This is a genomic window from Nonomuraea sp. NPDC049709, from assembly GCF_040674815.1.
GTDB lineage: Bacteria > Actinomycetota > Actinomycetes > Streptosporangiales > Streptosporangiaceae > Nonomuraea.
This window is the reverse complement of record NZ_JBFANM010000006.1, coordinates 170,104-187,576: the sequence shown is the minus strand read 5'-3', so window position 1 is coordinate 187,576 and position 17,473 is coordinate 170,104. Positions and strand designations below refer to the sequence as shown.

At 70.6% G+C, this 17,473-nt stretch carries 12 protein-coding genes; 9 read left to right on the top strand and 3 right to left on the bottom strand.

Annotated elements, in window-relative coordinates:
- Window positions 1–62 precede the first annotated feature (62 nt).
- Together AB0J69_RS08165 and ispG are read left to right on the top strand one after the other, a co-directional pair.
- Window positions 63–1,811: a 1-deoxy-D-xylulose-5-phosphate synthase gene (locus AB0J69_RS08165; protein ID WP_364114191.1), complete on the top strand. Its 1,749-nt coding sequence runs from the start codon at window positions 63–65 to the stop codon at window positions 1,809–1,811.
- On the top strand, window positions 1,799–2,908 hold the full coding sequence (ispG, locus tag AB0J69_RS08160; RefSeq protein WP_364114189.1) for a flavodoxin-dependent (E)-4-hydroxy-3-methylbut-2-enyl-diphosphate synthase: 1,110 nt from the start codon (window positions 1,799–1,801) through the stop codon (window positions 2,906–2,908). Before AB0J69_RS08165 ends, ispG begins: the two co-directional genes overlap by 13 nt.
- Before the next feature lie 40 nt (window positions 2,909–2,948).
- On the opposite strand, the gene AB0J69_RS08155 is transcribed toward ispG, so the two are convergent.
- Window positions 2,949–4,322 carry a carbohydrate-binding protein gene (locus AB0J69_RS08155; protein WP_364114187.1) on the bottom strand — a complete coding sequence of 458 codons (1,374 nt, stop codon included), beginning with the start codon at window positions 4,320–4,322 and terminating at the stop codon, window positions 2,949–2,951.
- 79 nt (window positions 4,323–4,401) lie between these two features.
- Window positions 4,402–4,671, bottom strand: a complete 270-nt coding sequence (locus AB0J69_RS08150) for a hypothetical protein (RefSeq protein WP_364114185.1) — start codon at window positions 4,669–4,671, stop codon at window positions 4,402–4,404.
- Between the two features lie 94 nt (window positions 4,672–4,765).
- Here AB0J69_RS08150 and AB0J69_RS08145 point away from each other — a divergent pair, with 94 nt between their 5' ends.
- The 5 genes from AB0J69_RS08145 (at window position 4,766) to AB0J69_RS08125 (ending at window position 9,008) form a co-directional block, all read left to right on the top strand.
- On the top strand, window positions 4,766–5,947 hold the full coding sequence (locus AB0J69_RS08145; RefSeq protein ID WP_364114183.1) for a zinc-dependent alcohol dehydrogenase: 1,182 nt from the start codon (window positions 4,766–4,768) through the stop codon (window positions 5,945–5,947).
- Window positions 5,948–5,999: 52 nt separating this feature from the next.
- Complete coding sequence (locus AB0J69_RS08140) at window positions 6,000–7,049, top strand: NAD-dependent epimerase/dehydratase family protein (RefSeq protein WP_364114181.1); 1,050 nt, start codon at window positions 6,000–6,002, stop codon at window positions 7,047–7,049.
- A gap of 99 nt (window positions 7,050–7,148) precedes the next feature.
- A complete protein-coding gene (locus tag AB0J69_RS08135; protein ID WP_364114179.1) occupies window positions 7,149–7,622 on the top strand; it encodes an ATP-binding protein in 474 nt (157 codons plus the stop codon).
- Window positions 7,623–7,697: 75 nt separating this feature from the next.
- Window positions 7,698–8,597 carry a dihydropteroate synthase gene (gene folP, locus AB0J69_RS08130; RefSeq protein WP_364114177.1) on the top strand — a complete coding sequence of 300 codons (900 nt, stop codon included), beginning with the start codon at window positions 7,698–7,700 and terminating at the stop codon, window positions 8,595–8,597.
- A gap of 12 nt (window positions 8,598–8,609) precedes the next feature.
- Window positions 8,610–9,008: a DUF1992 domain-containing protein gene (locus tag AB0J69_RS08125; RefSeq protein ID WP_364114175.1), complete on the top strand. Its 399-nt coding sequence runs from the start codon at window positions 8,610–8,612 to the stop codon at window positions 9,006–9,008.
- 126 nt (window positions 9,009–9,134) lie between these two features.
- On the opposite strand, the gene AB0J69_RS08120 is transcribed toward AB0J69_RS08125, so the two are convergent.
- Window positions 9,135–11,441, bottom strand: a complete 2,307-nt coding sequence (locus AB0J69_RS08120; RefSeq protein WP_364114173.1) for a glycoside hydrolase family 6 protein — start codon at window positions 11,439–11,441, stop codon at window positions 9,135–9,137.
- Window positions 11,442–11,799: 358 nt separating this feature from the next.
- On the opposite strand from AB0J69_RS08120, the gene AB0J69_RS08115 reads away from it, so the two are divergent.
- Both AB0J69_RS08115 and AB0J69_RS08110 read left to right on the top strand, forming a co-directional pair.
- A complete protein-coding gene (locus tag AB0J69_RS08115; protein WP_364114171.1) occupies window positions 11,800–14,694 on the top strand; it encodes a glycoside hydrolase family 48 protein in 2,895 nt (964 codons plus the stop codon).
- Between the two features lie 29 nt (window positions 14,695–14,723).
- The gene (locus AB0J69_RS08110) at window positions 14,724–17,471 is read left to right on the top strand and encodes a glycoside hydrolase family 9 protein (protein ID WP_364114301.1); all 2,748 of its coding nucleotides are present in this window, start codon (window positions 14,724–14,726) and stop codon (window positions 17,469–17,471) included.
- Window positions 17,472–17,473: the final 2 nt, after the last annotated feature.

Below are 17,473 nucleotides of genomic sequence, written 5' to 3'. Positions count from 1 at the left end.
TAAAGTGTCTTTAGTAGCTCAACCTTTCTTTTGCCACAGCAGTCACACGGTCTGGGGATCTCATGAAGACCCTGCTGCCCTACGTCTCGACCCCTGACGACCTTCGAGCCCTGCCCGCCGAGCTGCTTCCGGGGCTGGCCCGCGAGATTCGCGACTTCCTGATCGACAAGGTGAGCGCGAGGGGCGGCCACCTCGGCTCGAACCTCGGCGTCGTGGAGCTGACGATCGCGCTGCACCGGGTGTTCGACTCGCCCGACGACGTGATCGTGTTCGACACGGGCCACCAGGCCTACGTGCACAAGATCCTCACCGGCCGCCGCGACGGCTTCGACGCGCTGCGCTGCCGGGGTGGCCTGAGCGGCTACCCGTGCCGGCAGGAGTCGGCGCACGACCACATGGACAGCTCCCACGCCTCCACCGCGCTGGCCTACGCCGACGGCATGGCCAAGGCCCGCCGGATCACCGGTGGCGACACCAGGGCCGTGGTGGCGGTGGTGGGCGACGGCGCGCTCACCGGCGGGGTGGCCTGGGAGGCGCTCAACAACCTGGGCGCCGCCCGGCACCGGCCCGTGATCGTGGTGCTCAACGACAACGGCCGCTCCTACGCGCCGACGTTCGGGGGCTGCGCCGAGCACCTCGGCCGGTTGCGCGCCGCCCCCGGCGTGACCGTCTTCGAGAACCTCGGCCTGCGTTACCTCGGCCCCGTCGACGGGCACGACATCGAGGCGCTGGAGCAGGTCATGCGTACGGCGCGCGAGCTGCGGGAGCCGGTCGTGGTCCACTGCGTCACCCGCAAGGGCCGCGGCTACGAGCCCGCCGAGCAGGACCTCGACGAGCACCTGCACGCGATCCCGGTCACCGACCCCACCACCGGGCGGCCCCGCTCGACCGGCGGGAGCACCTGGACGCACGCCTTCTCCCACCACCTGTGCGCGCTGGGCGAGCGGCGCCACGACCTGGTCGCCATCACCGCGGCCATGCCGGGCCCGACCGGGCTGGCGGAGTTCGGCCGGCGCTTCCCCGAGCGCATGTTCGACGTCGGCATCGCCGAGCAGCAGGCCATGGCCTCGGCCGCGGGCCTGGCCATGAGCGGCCTGCACCCGGTGGTCGCGATCTACGCCACATTCCTCAACCGCGCCTTCGACCAGGTGCTGATGGACATCGCGCTGCACCGGCTGCCCGTCACGCTGGTGCTCGACCGGGCCGGGATCACCGGTCCCGACGGGCCCAGCCACCACGGCATGTGGGACCTGGCGGCGCTGTCCATCGTGCCGGGCATGCGGGTGGCCGCGCCGCGTGACGTGGTGCGCCTGTCCGAGCTGCTGGAGGAGGCCGTGGAGCACGACGGCCCCACGGCGCTGCGCTTCCCCAAGGCCCCGGTCGAGGCGGAGATCCCGCCCGCCGGCAGCATCGGCGACGTGGACGTGCTGTCGTCCAGCGGCCAGGACGTGCTGCTCGTGGCCGTCGGGCCGATGGCCGAGCCGTGCCTGAGCGCCGCCGCGATGTTGTCGGCGGCGGGCGTCGGCGTGACCGTGGTCGATCCGCGCTGGGTCATCCCGGTCTCCGTCGACCTGCGCAAGGCGGCCTGCGCCAGCCGGCTGGTCGTCACGGTCGAGGACGGCATCGCCGCCTCCGGGGCCGGCGCCCTGCTGCGGCAGGTGTGCGAGCCCGGCCGGCACGTGCTCAACCTCGGGCTGCCGTGCGAGTTCGTCGGCCAGGGCAGCCGGTCCGAGCTGCTGGCCGAGGCCGGGCTGACCGGCCAGGGCATCGCGTACGCCATCAGGAAGGAGCTGAACAGGTGGCCGCTGTAGATCTCGGGATACCTTCGGCCGGCCGGCCCCGGCGGGCCTCGCGGACGGTCATGGTGGGTGACGTGCCGGTCGGCGGCGACGCGCCCGTCTCGGTGCAGTCGATGACCACCACGGTCACGGCCGACGTCAACGCCACGCTGCAGCAGATCGCCGAGCTGACCGCGGCCGGCTGCCAGATCGTCCGGGTGGCGGTGCCGTCGCAGGACGACGCCGACGCGCTGCCGGAGATCGCGCGCAAGTCGCAGATCCCGGTCATCGCCGACATCCACTTCCAGCCGAAGTACGTGTTCGCCGCCATAGACGCCGGTTGCGCGGCCGTGCGGGTCAACCCCGGCAACATCAAGAAATTTGATGACAAGGTGGGCGAGATCGCCCGGGCGGCGGCCGACCGGGGCGTGCCGATCCGCATCGGCGTCAACGCCGGCTCGCTCGACCCCAGGCTGCTCACGAAGCACGGCAAGGCGACGCCGGAGGCGCTGGTGGAGTCGGCGCTGTGGGAGTGCTCGCTGTTCGAGGAGCACGGGTTCCGCGACATCAAGATCTCGGTCAAGCACCACGACCCGCAGGTGATGGTGGCCGCGTACCGGCTGCTGGCCAGGAGCTGCGACTACCCGCTGCACCTGGGGGTGACCGAGGCCGGGCCGCTCATGCAGGGCACGGTCAAGTCGGCGGTGGCCTTCGGGGTGCTGCTCGACGAGGGGATCGGCGACACGATCAGGGTGTCGCTGTCCGCGCCGCCCGTGGAGGAGGTCAAGGTCGGCATCGGCATCCTGGAGTCGCTGGGGTTGCGGCAGCGGAGGCTGGAGATCGTGTCATGCCCGTCCTGCGGACGGGCCCAGGTGGACGTCTACACGCTGACCGACCGGGTGACGGCCGCGCTCGACGGGTTCCCGCACCCGCTGCGGGTGGCGGTCATGGGGTGCGTGGTCAACGGGCCGGGCGAGGCCCGCGAGGCCGACCTGGGCGTGGCCTCCGGCAACGGCAAGGGGCAGATCTTCGTCAAGGGCGAGGTGGTCAAGACCGTCCCCGAGTCGCTGATCGTGGAGACGCTGGTCGAGGAGGCCATGCGCATCGCCGAGGAGCGGGAGCGGGGGTAGGCCCAGGCCGGGGAGGGGGCTCCCCGGTCTGGAGCTTCCGCTAGACGCGCTGCCAGAGCGCGGGCACGTTGGGCGGTTCCCAGCCTGCCTGCGAGGTGTGGCCCTGCAGGCAGCGGTAGGTGGCCCCGCCGTAGGTGACGGTTGCGCCCGTCGCGTACGCCGTGTTCGGCGCCCACGTGCCGCCCGGGTCGGTCGGGGTGACGGTCGGCGAGCCGGTCGGGCCGCCGCCCTGGGTGGCCAGGGTCAGCCCGTACGTGGCCAGGATCTCGTTGACCGGCTGGAAGTACGTCGTCCCGCCGGAGCCGCAGTTGCCCGAGCCGCCTGAGGTGACACCCTGGGCCTGGTCGCCGGAGATGAACGAGCCGCCCGAGTCGCCGGGCTCGGCGCAGACGCTGGTCCTGGTCACGCCGCTGACCGTGCCCTGCGGGTAGGTGACGCTGGTGTTGAGCTGCTGGACCGAGCCGCAGCGCCACTGGGTGGTCGAGCCGGAGCGGCAGATCGACGAGCCGGGCTGGGCCACGGTCGAGCCGCGCACCGGCAGGACGCCCGCGCTGTAGCCGTTCACGACGCCGACCGGGGTCCACTGCGTGTTGACCTCGACCCAGGCGTAGTCGTTGCCGGGGAAGGAGGAGCCGCGGAACGTCCCCTGGGCCACCCGGTTGACGCCCGTGGTGGTCGCGCCCGTGGAGCCGCAGTGGCCGGCGGTCACGAAGCCGCCCTGCGAGCCGGCCCTCGTCACCGAGAACCCGACCGAGCAGCGCGAGCCCGAGCCGATGTAGTACGCGTCGCCGCCGCGCACGTCGTAGTACGGCTCCGGCCGCTCGTCGGAGCGCACGACGCGGACGGCGGAGACGTCGGCGCCGCTGGCCCGCACCCAGGCCGCGGCCCGGGCGGGCGTGGAGGTCAGGACGACCACGGTGTTCTCGACGACGTCCACGTACCAGACCGGCGCGGTCCTCGGGGCGGTGGCCGACGCCTGGTCGAGGGTGGCCTTGACCTGGTCGAGCCGGTCGAGCGAGCGGCTGACCACGCGGGCCGCGACGCCGGCCGCCGCGATCGCCGCGGTCTTCGACGGGTCGGTGGTGGCGGCGACGGGGGTGGCGGTGGGGCCGGTGACCCAGGTGCCGGCGTACGACGGGCCGAGCAGGGCCCTGAGCCCGGGCTCCACGCCGGCCGCGGCGGCCTCGTTCACCAGGCGCGCCTCAGCCTGCTCGCCGGTGACGCCGAGGTCGCGGGCGAGCGCGTCCACGAGGCCGGGAGGGGGGTCGGCCGCGATGGAAGCGCTCGCCCTGGCCATCTCGTAGAGGCTGTCGTCCTGGGCCGAGGCGCCCTTCGCGGCGAGGGCGACGGCCGGGACAGCGATGAGGGTGACGGCTAACGCGATGCCCGCCGTCCGGGTCTTTCTGGGGAGCATTGGTGACTCTCCTCGTACTGGGGGGTGCCGTCACCGTACGGGACCGGATACGAGGAGTGGTCGTGTCAAATGGCCCCTATCACTGTGTTATGGGGGAACGCCCCTGGCCAGGCAGCTGTTCGTCGCCGAGCTCGAACGTCATGCCGCGGCTGCCGGCAATGCTGATCACCGGTCGCCGGAGCAGCTCGCTCGTCCGGTGCACCACGTCCTGGAAGTTGCGCTGGAGGTCGGGGTCGTCCACGGCGGACAGGCGTACCGAGCCTTTGTCCAGGAGCTCCTTGGCGAGCCACTCGGACATGGTGACGCGGAATCTGGCGGCCTCGTCGGGTGTGAGCGGTGTGGGTGCCATGCGGGCAGTCTAGACGCGGTGCGGGGCCTGGAGGCTGTTTGATGAGCTATGTGGGGGTATGCGGCATTTGTGCCCCGGCAATGAGGAGACGAGCATGAAAGCAGTCACCTGGCACGGCAAGCGCGACGTACGGGTCGAGGAGGTCCCCGACCCGGCGATCAAGGAGCCCAACGACGCTGTCATCAGGGTGACCAGCACCGGGATCTGCGGCTCCGACCTGCACCTGTACGAGGTGCTCGGGCCGTTCATGGCCGAGGGCGACATCCTCGGGCACGAGCCCATGGGCGTCGTCGAGGAGGTCGGCTCCGCCATCGACAACATCAAGCCCGGAGACCGGGTGGTCATCCCGTTCAACATCTCCTGCGGCCACTGCCACATGTGCGGGATGGAGCTCTACGCGCAGTGCGAGACGACCCAGGTCCGCGAGCAGGGCATGGGCGCCGCCCTGTTCGGCTACACGAGGCTCTACGGGCAGGTGCCCGGCGGTCAGGCCCAGTACCTGCGGGTGCCCGAGGCGCAGTTCGGGCCCATCAAGGTCCCGGAGGGGCCGCCGGACGAGCGGTTCCTGTACCTGTCCGACGTGCTGCCGACCTCCTGGCAGGCCGTCGCGTACGCGGAGATCCCCGACGGCGGCAGCGTCACCGTCTTCGGGCTCGGGCCCATCGGCCAGATGTGCGCCCGCATCGCCCGCCACCTCGGCCACCGCGTGATCGGCGTGGACGGCATCACCACCCGCCTGGAGATGGCTCGCCGCCACGGTGTCGAGGTCATCGACGCCAGCGAGGTGCACAACGTCCCCGAGGAGATCCGCCGGCGCACCTCCGGGCGCGGCACGGACTCGGTCATCGACGCCGTCGGCATGGAGGCCCACGGCTCCACCGCCGCCAAGATCGCCCAGACCCTCACCGGGCTGCTGCCCGACGCGGTGGCCGCGCCGCTCATGTCGAACGCCGGCGTGGACCGGCTGGCCGCGCTCAACCAGGCCATCGACTCCGTCCGCCGCGGCGGCGTCATCTCGGTCATCGGCGTCTACGGCGGCATGACCGACCCGCTGCCCATGCTGCGCATGTTCGACAAGGGCATCACGTTGCGCATGGGCCAGGCCCACGTCAGGAAGTGGGTCAGCGCGCTGATGCCGCTGCTGACCGACGACTCCGACCCGCTCGGCGTGATGGACCTGACCACCCACCGGCTGCCGCTGGAGCAGGCGCCCCATGCGTACGAGATGTTCCAGAAGAAGGCCGACGGCGCGGTGAAGATCCTGCTCCAGCCGTGATCTGCCAGCTCAGAGGGGTTTCACGGCCCGGGAGGCGGGCAGCGGAGCACCCATGAGAGTCGTGGTGGTGGGAGCAACCGGGAACGTCGGCACCAGCGTGGTGCGCGCGCTGGCCGCGGACGGCGGCGTGACCTCGATCGTGGGGGTCGCCCGCCGGCTCCCCGGGTGGCGGATCGACCGCACCGACTGGCGGCAGGCCGACGTGGCGACCGGCGACCTGACCCGGATCTTCGACGGGGCGGACGCGGTGGTGCACCTCGCGTGGCTGTTCCAGCCGACCAGGGACCCCGCCACCACCTGGCGGGCGAACGTGCTGGGCAGCATGCGGGTCTTCCGCGCCGCCGCGGAGGCGGGGGTGCCCGCCCTGGTCCACGCCTCGTCGGTGGGGGCGTACTCGCCGGGGCCCAAGGACCGGCCGGTGGACGAGAGCTGGCCCACGCACGGCTGGCCGGGGGCCGCGTACGGGCGGGAGAAGGCGTACGTCGAGCGGGTGCTCGACGTCTTCGAGCACGATCACCCGAACATCCGGGTCGTGCGGATGCGACCCGGCTTCATCTTCCAGCGTGCGGCCGCGACCGAGCAGCGCAGGCTGTTCGCCGGGCCGTTCGTGCCGCGGCGGCTCATCAAGGCCGGCCGGATCCCGTTCGTGCCGGACATCCCCGGGCTGCGGATGCAGGTGCTGCACGCCGAGGACGCGGCCGAGGCGTACCGGCTGGCCGTCACCAAGCCCGTGCGGGGCGCGTTCAACATCGCCGCCGAGCCCGTGCTCGACCCGCACGACCTGGCCAGGATGCTCGGCGCCCGGACCGTGCCGGTCCCGCAGGGGCTGGCCAGGGCGGCCGTGTCCGCGGGCTGGCACCTGCGGCTCGTGCCCGCCGCACCCGGCCTGCTGGAGCTGGCGCTGCGGATTCCGGTCATGAAGACGGAGCGGGCCAGAGAGGTGCTCGGCTGGAAGCCGCGGCACACGTCGTTCGAGGCCATGCGGGAGCTGTTCGACGGGTTGCGCGAGGGTGCCGGCATGGACACCGCGCCGCTGGCCCCGGACGGCGGTCCGATCGGCCGGGTACGCGAGCTCGCCGGCGGCATTGGCGGACGCCCGTAAAGAGATGACTGTGTGTAAATTCCGGCTGTCGGGGAAAGGGAATCACCACGCGAGGTCCTGAAGCGTGGCCCTGCGTGTCGGAAAGACACGGAGGAGCCCATGCGCACCTTGATGACCGAGAGGTTCACCCTCCAAGACATCACCAAGCTGCGCCATGCGGTGGCCGAGCAGTCCGCGAGCTGTGGCCTGCACGGTCCCCGGCTGGACGACTTCGTCCTGGCCGTGCACGAGAGCGTGGTCAACGCCGTGGAGCACGCGGGCGGAGCAGGGCGCTTCAAGCTGTGGACGGTCGACGGCGTCATCCGCGCCGAGACCAGTGACCGGGGCTCGGGCATTCCCCAGGAGTACGTCAACGGCGGCAGGCGGCCGTCCGACCATTCCTACACGGGCCGGGGGATCTACCTGATCCGCCGGTTGTGCGACGTGGCCGACTTCCGTACCGGACCCGCCGGCACCACGGTCGTGCTCACCATGCGGTTACCGCGGGGGCTCGATCACCGGACCCACAGGAGCATGCGGCGCATCCGGGTCACGGCGTCCGGAGGACGCCTGTTCGGCCGCTTCACCGCCTGATCCAGGGTGCCGTCCCGGGCCATCTGACCTGGCCGGGCGCCAGGTAGGCTCGAGGGGACGGAAAGGGATCACTACGTGAGCGGCGAAATGCTTTTCCCCGGGATCATCTCTCCGGTCCGGCGCATCGGGCGGCGTGAGTTCGATTTCGAGCGCCAGGTCGCCATCATGGCCATCGTCAACAGGACGCCCAACTCCTTCCACGACCAGGGCCGCACCTTCGAGCTCGACGGCGCGGTCGCGGCGGCGACGCGGGCCGTGGAGGCCGGGGCCGACTGGGTGGACATCGGCGGCTTCGCCTTCAGCGCTGCCCAGGCGCAGATCGGGGTGGCTGAGGAGATCGACCGCGTCGCCCCCGTCATCGCCCGGGTCAGGGCCGCCACCGACGCCGTGATCTCCGTCGACACCCACCGCCCCGAGGTGGCGAAGGCGGCCGTCGAGGCCGGCGCCGACGTCATCAACGACACCAACGGCCTGCGTGAGCCCGGCCTTGCCGAGGTCGCGGCGGAGACCGGGGTCGGCGTGGTGGTCACCCACAGCCTCGGCGGGCCCGGCCGCCGGGTCTTCCGGCCGAGCTATTCCGACGTCGTCTCCGAGGTGGCGGACTTCCTGCGGGAGCGGGTCTCGTTCGCGCTGAAGGCGGGGATCGCCCCCGACAAGATCATCATCGATCCCGGGCACGACCTGAACAAGAACACCTTCCACTCCCTCGAGCTGACGCGCCGGCTCGAGGAGATCACCTCGATCGGCTACCCGACGCTGGTGGCGCTGTCCAACAAGGACTTCATCGGGGAGACGATCGACCGCCCCCAGGGGGAGCGGAAGGAGGGGACGATCGCCGTCAACGTCGTCTCCGTCCTCAAGGGCGCACGCATCCTGCGCGTGCACGACGTGGCCGCGACGGTCGCGTCCGTGCGCATGACCGAGGCCGTGCTGGGGTGGCGCGGTCCGGTGGCACCCAGTCACAACCTCGCGTGAGGAGATCCGTACGTGACCGACCGCAAACCCGTCGGACTTCCCTTCGAGACCTGGATCGACCGGCAGATCCGCGAGGCGGAGGAGCGAGGCGAGTTCGACGACCTGCCCGGCAAGGGCAAGCCGCTGCCGGGGCTCGATCGGCACCCCGACGAGATGTGGTGGATCAAGCAGAAGGTCGAGAGCGAGGGGCTGTCGATGCCTCTGCCGCCCACGCTCGCGTTGCGCAAGGAGGCGGAGGAGGCGCTGGCCGCGGCGCGTGGGGCTCGCTCCGAGGCCGAGGCTCGGCGGATCGTCGAGGAGATCAACCACAGGATCCGGGAAGCGATCAGGACCGGGTTGTCGGGGCCGCCGCTGAACCTGATGCCCTTTGACGCCGACGAGATCGTGTCGGAGTGGCGGCGGGGGCGTTGACCCTGGGAAGGGGCCCGGGGGTGTGGCCCCCCGGGCCCCTTCCGGCAGCTGAGGGGCCCGGGTCAGGCGGGCCCCTCAGGCTGGTCGGGGGCCCGGGTCAGGCGGGTCCCCCGGCCGGCCGGGTCTTCAGTTGACGGGCGGGTAGGCGTTCTGCAGCAGCTCACGGAACTGGGCCGAGAACCACTGGCCGGACAGCGGGGCGTCGGCCTTGGCTCCCGACATGTTGTTGCCGTTGAGGCTGTTGCCGGTGTAGGTCGGGTCGCACATCCGGTCGAACTTCTTGCCCTCGTCGTTCGGGATGTCCCGGCTGGCGCCGTCGGACTCGCCCGGAGGCTTGATCCAGACGTAGGCGTCGAAGCCGGCGGCCGGGCTGGCCGTGGGCCGCGTGCCCAGGCCGGCGCCGCTCTGGTTGCACCAGTTGCCGGCGTGGATGCGCTGGTCGACGCGGGACTGGTTGACGAACTCGTCCACGTTGGTCGAGGTGCTCGGCCCGCTCGGGCGGGCGCTGCCGCCCCAGCCGTTGCGGGAGGTGTCGATCAGCATGCCGAGCCCCTGCCGGAAGCCCTTGCTGATGAGCGCGTTGCGCAGGGCCGTGGCGAAGGTCTGCTCGTCGACGTAATAGTTCCAGTCCACCCACTTGGACTGCCTGACCGAGGTGCTGCCCACCATGGTGTTGATGGTGAAGTGCGGCTCGGTCGTGGCCGAGTAGTTGGCGGTGTTGACGATGAAGCCGTCCACGCTGTCCACCCCGGCGGTGGTGCCGGCGACGGTCTCGTAGAAGAGGTTCACGGACGGGTTGAAGTTCGAGTCCCAGCCGAGCCACGCGTGGTGGGCGGCGTCGATGTAGGTGTAGACGTTCGTGATGGCGTGCAGCTGGTTGAGCGCGTAGCGGACGCCGTCGCGGTAGCCGCCGGCGCCGTTGGCCTCGCGGCACTTCTCGAAGGAGTTGAGGTTGGTGACCAGGTTCGGCAGCGAGTCGGGCTCGATGATCGTGACGATGCGCAGGTTGGCGTAGGCCGAGTCGCGCATGATGGCCGCGATCGGGTCGATGTACTCCGTCTTGTAGCGGTTGAACCCGTCCTCCGCGATGAGCAGCTCACCGTTGGAGGCCAGCGCCGAGCAGTCGCGGTTGGGCAGGTTGTAGATGACGACCTGGATCGTCAGCGGCGCGGAGCCGTTGGCGGCGTCCTGCCGGACGGCCTCGTCCAGGTGGGCGCGCAGGCCCATGGCCGAGGAGGAGCCGGCGATGGCCGCGATGCGGTCCATCCACACGGCCGTGGAGGTGTTGGCGACCGCCGAGCCGCCGGGCTCGGCCGCGGCCCTGGCGCTCCAGTTCGGGTTCACGTAGCCGGTGGCGCCCGCGTACGGGTTCTCGACGTGGGTCGGGTTGGTGCTGCCGTCGTCGTCGGCCTCGGTGGCGGTGACCGTACGCGAGGTCAGGCCGGTGGAGGCGACGGTGAAGGGGCGGCTGCCGTTGGCCGTGTCGGAGTCCTGGGCGGCGGCCAGGGTCACCGTCTGCGGGGTGCTCCAGTTGGCCGGGGTGAAGGTCAGGCTGGCCCCCGAGGAGATGGTGAGGTTGGTGTCACCGCTGCCGGCCGTCGTGGTGACGGTCACGTTCGAGGACGGCTGCGCGGCCAGGCGGACCGTGTAGGTGCCGGTCGAGCCCTCGGGCACGGTCACCGCGGGCGGCGACACGATGATCGACTGCTCCACGGTGGCGTCGTCGTCCACCTCGGTCGCGGTGACCGAGGCGCCGGTGACGCCGGTGCCGCCGACGCTGAAGGCGGCGGTGCCCGCGGCGGTGTCGGAGTCCTGGGCGGCGGCCAGGGTCACCGTCTGCGCGGTGCTCCAGTTGGACGGGGTGAAGGTGAGCGAGCTGCCCGAGCTGACGGTCAGGTCGGTGTCACCGCTGGTCCGCGCGGTGGTGACGGTTACGTTCGAGGTGGGCGCGGAGGAGAGCCGGGCGGTGAAGGTGGCCGTGCCGCCCTCGTTGACCGCGACCGCGCTGGCCGAGGTCACCACGGACGGGGTGGTCGGGCCGGTGCCGCCGCAGGTGACCCCGTTCACGCTGAACGAGGTGGGGTTCGGGTTGGTGCCCGTCCACGTGCCGTTGAAGCCGATGTTGGTGGAGGCGCCGGTGGCCAGGGTGCCGTTCCACGGCATGTTCGTGGCCGTGACCCGGGTGCCCGACTGGGACCAGTTCGCACCCCAGCCGGTCGGCGTGTACCTCTGACCGGTGGTCGGGAAGTCGAAGGCCAGCGACCACGACGTCAGGGGATCACCGGTGTTCTTCAGCGTGACGCTCGCGGTGAAACCGCCTGAGCCGGTGCCCCACTGGTTGGCGGTATAGGCCACGTCGCAGGTGACGGCGGCGTTCGCGGCCGTGCCCTGGCCGACGACGAGTCCTAAGGCCGCGACACTCGCGGCGGTCATGGTCACGGCCCATTTGCGGAGGCCGCGGTGGAGTCTCACGAGCGATCATCTCCAGTACTTAGGTGGCTGGGAGCGCTCCCATGGTGAGCCGCGCTCGGAGCCCTGTACAGAGGGCGGCCGTCGAGAAGGTGTCCGCCGCCCCGCATGCTCGTTGAATACCCCGGAACGGGGATGAAACTTTCATCCCTGGCAGCCTGGTGAGAGGAAACACGGGGGTTACCGAACCGCCATTCCGTTGACATACGCCGCCGGGCACCCACAATCCACTTTGGGAGCGCTCCCACACCCCTACTCCCATGGAGACCCCGTGAAGTACAGACCTTCATCCCTTTTGACGCGCTTATCGAGGCGGCTGGCCGTGGCCACGACCCTCGTCCTCGTCGCGGGCACGACCACGGCCTTGGCCGCCGGTCCCGCCCAGGCGGCCGTGGCGTGTGACGTGACGTACGCGGCCAACCAGTGGGGCACCGGTTCGGGCGGTTTCACCGCGAGCGTCACGCTGAAGAACACCGGCGACCCGCTGACCTCCTGGTCGCTCGGCTTCGATTTCCCGACCACCGGTCAGAGGTACACGCCGACCGGCTGGGGTGCGAACTGGTCCCAGTCGGGCACCCGGGTCACGGCCACGAACATGCCGTGGAACGGCACTCTGGCCACCGGTGCCTCCACCAACATCGGCTTCAACGGCACGTGGACGGGCAGCAACCCGAGCCCGACCTCGTTCAGCGTGAACGGGGTCACCTGCGGCGGCCCCGGCACCGGGACCGCGCCCACCGTGTCGCTGACCTCGCCGACCGCCGGCCAGACGTTCACCGCCCCGGCCACCGTGCCGATCGCGGCGAACGCGGCCGACTCCGACGGCACCGTCGCCAAGGTCGACTTCTACCAGGGCTCCACGCTGCTGGGCACCGACACCTCCTCGCCGTACAGCTACAGCTGGACGAACGTGGCGGCCGGCAGCTACTCGATCACGGCCAGGGCCACCGACAACGCCGGCCTGACCACGACCTCGTCGCCAGTCGGGATCACGGTCTCGCCGAACACCGGGCCGGCCCTCGTGGTCAGCCCGACCACGCTGTCCGTGCCCGAGGCGGGGACGGCGACCTTCGGCGTGAAGCTGTCGCAGGCTCCCTCGGCGAACGTGACGGTCACGACGGCCCGCGCCAGCGGTGACGCCGACGTCACGGTGTCGGGCGGCGCCAGCCTCACGTTCACCCCGTCGAACTGGAACACCGCGCAGAACGTCACGCTGGCCGCGGCCAACGACAGCGACACGACGAGCGGTTCGGCCGTGATCAGGGTGAGCGCCACCGGGTACACGCCGGTGGACGTCGCGGCCTCCGAGGCGGACGACGACGTCGGCGGCGACAACGAGTACGTCCAGCGCTTCGTCGAGCTCTACAACGAGCTGCACGACCCGGCCAACGGCTACTTCTCGCCCGAGGGCGTGCCGTACCACTCGGTCGAGACGTTCCTGGTCGAGGCGCCGGACCACGGGCACGAGACCACGTCCGAGGCCTACAGCTACTACCTGTGGCTGGAGGCGACCTACGGGCAGGTGACCGGCGACTGGACGAAGTTCAACAACGCGTGGGCCTCGATGGAGAAGTACATCATCCCGGCCACCGCCGACCAGCCGACGAACTCGTTCTACAACGCCTCGAAGCCCGCCACGTACGCGGCCGAGTACAACACGATCAGCAGCTACCCGTCGCAGATCGACTCCGGCGTCAGCGTGGGCACCGACCCGATCGCCGGTGAGCTGCAGAGCGCGTACGGCACGCGCGACATCTACGGCATGCACTGGCTGCTCGACGTCGACAACACCTACGGCTTCGGCCGCTGCGGCGACGGCACCACCAGGCCCGCCTACATCAACACCTACCAGCGCGGCCCGGAGGAGTCGGTCTTCGAGACGATCCCGCAGCCGTCCTGCGACACCTTCGCCCACGGCGGCACCAACGGCTACCTGGACCTGTTCATCAAGGACGCCTCGTACGCCAAGCAGTGGAAGTACACCAACGCCCCCGACGCCGACGCCCGCGCGGTGCAGGTGGCGTACTGGGCGCAGACCTGGGCCAAGGAGCAGGGCAAGGAGTCGCAGATCTCCGCGACGGTGGCCAAGGCCGCCAAGATGGGCGACTACCTGCGCTACGCGATGTACGACAAGTACTTCAAGCAGCCCGGCTGCACGAGCCCTTCGTGCCCGGCCGGTACCGGCAAGAACGCCTCCAACTACCTGCTGAGCTGGTATTACGCATGGGGCGGCGCGACCGACTCCAGCGCCGGTTGGGCCTGGCGCATCGGCTCCAGCCACAACCACTCCGGCTACCAGAACCCGTTCGCGGCCTGGGCGCTGGCCAACGTGGCCGAGCTCAAGCCGAAGAGCGCGACCGGTGCCGCCGACTGGAGCACCAGCATGACGCGCCAGCTGCAGTTCTACACGTGGCTGCAGTCGGCCGAGGGCGCCATCGCCGGCGGCGCGACCAACAGCTGGGAGGGCCACTACGCCACGCCGCCGGCGGGGCTGCCGAAGTTCCACGGCATGACCTACGACTGGCAGCCGGTCTACCACGACCCGCCGTCGAACCAGTGGTTCGGCTTCCAGGCGTGGACGATGGAGCGGGTCGCGGAGCTCTACTACGCCACCGGCAACGCCGACGCCAAGGCGCTGCTCGACAAGTGGGTGACGTGGGCGCTGGACAACACCACGATCGGCTCCGACGGCAGCTACCAGATCCCGTCCACGCTGCGCTGGACCGGTCAGCCGGCCGGCAACTTCAACGCGACGACGGGCATGCCGCCGGCCAACCCCGGCCTGCACGTGACCGTCGTGGACCACACGCAGGACGTGGGCGTCGCCGGCTCCTACGCTAAGGTGCTCATGTACTACGCGGCCAAGGCGAACCACGCCGAGGCGCGGGACACGGCCAAGGCGCTGCTCGACGGCGTCTGGGAGAACCGTGACGCCAAGGGCGTGTCGGTGCCGGAGACCAAGGGCGACTACAACCGCATCGACGACCCGGTGTACGTGCCCGCCGGCTGGACCGGTGAGATGCCGAACGGCGACACGATCAACTCCAGCTCGACCTTCATCTCGATCCGGTCCTTCTACCGGAACGACCCGGACTGGCCGAAGGTCGACGCCTTCCTGAAGGGGACGGGCCCGGCGCCCGTCTTCAACTACCACCGGTTCTGGGCGCAGGTGGACGTAGCCGTCGCCCTGGCCGAGTACGGGCGGCTCTTCCCGTGAAAAAGGCAACACTGATCGCCGTGGCGTCGCTGGTCCTGCCCCTGTTCGGGGCGGGGCCGGCGGCCCACGCCGCCGCTGCCGCACCCGCCTTCGCCTACGGCGAGGCGCTGCAGAAGTCGCTGTGGTTCTACGAGGCCCAGCAGTCGGGCGCGCTGCCCGACTGGAACCGCGTCTCCTGGCGCGGCGACTCGGGCCTGAACGACGGCAAGGACGTGGGCGTGGACCTCACGGGCGGCTGGTACGACGCGGGCGACCACGTCAAGTTCGGCTTCCCGATGGCGTTCTCGGCCACCATGCTGGCCTGGGGCGCGGTCGAGTACCGCGACGCCTACGCGGGCTCCGGCCAGCTCACCCACCTGCTCAACAATCTCAAGTTCGTCAACGACTACTTCATCAAGGCCCACCCGTCGCCGAACGTGCTCTACGGGCAGGTCGGCAACGGCGGCACGGACCACGCCTGGTGGGGCCCGGCCGAGGCGATGTCGATGGCGCGGCCCGCGTACAAGATCGACGCGTCGTGCGGCGGGTCGGATCTGGCGGGGGAGACGGCGGCGGCGATGGCGGCCTCGTCGATCGTCTTCCGCCCGACAAATCCGTCTTATGCCGACACGCTGGTGACGCACGCCAAGCAGCTCTACTCCTTCGCCGACACCGTCAGGAAGAAGTACAGCGAGTGCATCACCGACGCGTCGAGCTTCTACAACTCGTGGAGCGGCTTCAACGACGAGCTGGTGTGGGGCGCGATCTGGCTCTACCGGGCCACGAACGACGCCTCCTACCTGGCCAAGGCCGAGAGCGGCTACGCCAACCTGGGTACCGAACCCCAGACCAGCACCAAGTCGTACAAGTGGACGATCGCCTGGGACGACAAGTCGTACGGCGCGTACGTGCTGCTGCACAAGCTGACCGGCAAGCAGCAGTACCTGGACGACGCCAACCGCTGGCTCGACTGGTGGACGGTCGGTGTGAACGGGTCGCAGGTCAAGTACTCGCCGGGCGGGCAGGCCGTGCTCGACCGGTGGGGCTCGCTGCGGTACGCGGCCAACACCTCGTTCGCGGCGCTGGTGCACAGTGACTCGATCACCGACGCCACGCGCAAGGCCCGCTACCACGACTTCGCGGTCCGGCAGATCAACTACGCGCTGGGCGACAACCCGCGCAACTCCTCGTACCTGATCGGGTTCGGCGCCAACCCGCCGAAGAACCCGCACCACCGTACGGCGCACGGCTCGTGGACCGACCAGATCACCAACCCCGAGCAGACCCGCCACACCCTGTACGGCGCGCTCGTCGGCGGCCCGCCCGACCCGAACGACGCCTACACCGACAAGCGCGACGACTACGTCATGAACGAGGTCGCCACCGACTACAACGCCGGCTTCACCAGCGCGGTGGCCAGGTTGTACAAGGAGTACGGCGGCGCCCCGGCGGCGAGCTTCCCCGCCGCGGAGACGCCGGACGGTCCGGAGATCTTCGTCGAGGCGGGCGTGAACGCCTCGGGGACCGGGTTCACCGAGATCAAGGCCATCGTCCGCAACCAGTCGGCCTGGCCCGCCAGGGTCCTGTCCGACGGCTCGTTCCGCTACTACTTCACCCTCGACGGCTCGACGACGGCCTCGCAGATCAGCGTGTCGTCGGCCTACACGCAGTGCAAGGCGCCGACGCTGCACCAGGCGAGCGGCAGCACGTACTACGTGAACATCGACTGCTCGGGCCAGGCCATCGCGCCCGCCGGGCAGTCGCAGCACCGCAGGGAGGTGCAGTTCAGGATCGCCAGCGCGGGCACGTGGGACCCGGCCAACGACTGGTCGTACCGGAACATCCCCACCACGCCCGGCACGACGCCGGTGCGCACCGGGAACATCACCCTCTACAGCGGCGCCACCAAGATCTGGGGTGACCCGCCGGGTCCGGAGGAAGTGGACACGACGGCGCCCAGCAAGCCGGGCAAGCCCGCGGTCTCCGCGATCGCGGGCTCCTCGGCGAAGCTGAGCTGGACCGCCTCCACCGACAACGTGGGCGTGACCGGTTACGACGTCTACCTGGGGTCCACCAAGGTAGGAACCGCCACGACCACGTCCTTCGACCTGAGCGGGCTCACCCCTGCCACGGCCTACACCGCCCACGTGGTGGCCAGGGACGCGGCAGGCAACACGTCGGCGCAGTCCGACGGCACGGCGTTCACCACGTCAGACACGGTGGACGGGACGCCGCCCAGCAAGCCGGGCAAGCCGACGGTGTCCGGGATCACCTCCTCGGCAGCGCGGGTGAGCTGGGCGGCGTCCACGGACAACGTGGGCGTGGCCGGATATGACGTCTACCTGGGGTCCACCAAGGCAGGCACGGCCACGACCACGTCGTTCGACCTGAGCGGTCTCACCCCCGCCACCGGCTACACGGTCACCGTGGTGGCGCGGGACGAGGCGGGCAACAGCTCGGCGGCCTCGGACGGCACCGCGTTCACCACCTCCGACACCCCGGCCGGCGGGTGCACGGCCACCTACAAGGTGGTCAACACGTGGGGCGGCTCGTACCAGGCCGAGGTGACGGTGAAGAACGCCGGCACGTCGGCCACCAGCGCCTGGACGGTCACCTGGAACTCCCAGAACTCGATCACCCAGCTCTGGGGCGGCAAGCACACCGTGTCCGGCTCCACGGTCACGGTGAAGAACGAGGCGTGGAACGGCGCGCTCGCGCCGGGCGCCACCACCACGTTCGGCTTCATCGCCAACGGCTCCTCCACCACTCCCGACCCGATCACCTGCACCCCCGCCTGATC

Excerpts from the sequence above, each read along its gene's own strand:
- AB0J69_RS08145 (WP_364114183.1), top strand. The coding sequence starts at position 4,766 with ATGAAAGCAGTCACCTGGCACGGCAAGCGCGACGTACGGGTCGAGGAG.
- AB0J69_RS08120 (WP_364114173.1), bottom strand. The coding sequence starts at position 11,441 with ATGACCGCCGCGAGTGTCGCGGCCTTAGGACTCGTCGTCGGCCAGGGC.
- AB0J69_RS08140 (WP_364114181.1), top strand. The coding sequence starts at position 6,000 with ATGAGAGTCGTGGTGGTGGGAGCAACCGGGAACGTCGGCACCAGCGTG.
- AB0J69_RS08150 (WP_364114185.1), bottom strand. The coding sequence starts at position 4,671 with ATGGCACCCACACCGCTCACACCCGACGAGGCCGCCAGATTCCGCGTC.
- AB0J69_RS08155 (WP_364114187.1), bottom strand. The coding sequence starts at position 4,322 with ATGCTCCCCAGAAAGACCCGGACGGCGGGCATCGCGTTAGCCGTCACC.
- AB0J69_RS08135 (WP_364114179.1), top strand. The coding sequence starts at position 7,149 with ATGCGCACCTTGATGACCGAGAGGTTCACCCTCCAAGACATCACCAAG.
- AB0J69_RS08165 (WP_364114191.1), top strand. The coding sequence starts at position 63 with ATGAAGACCCTGCTGCCCTACGTCTCGACCCCTGACGACCTTCGAGCC.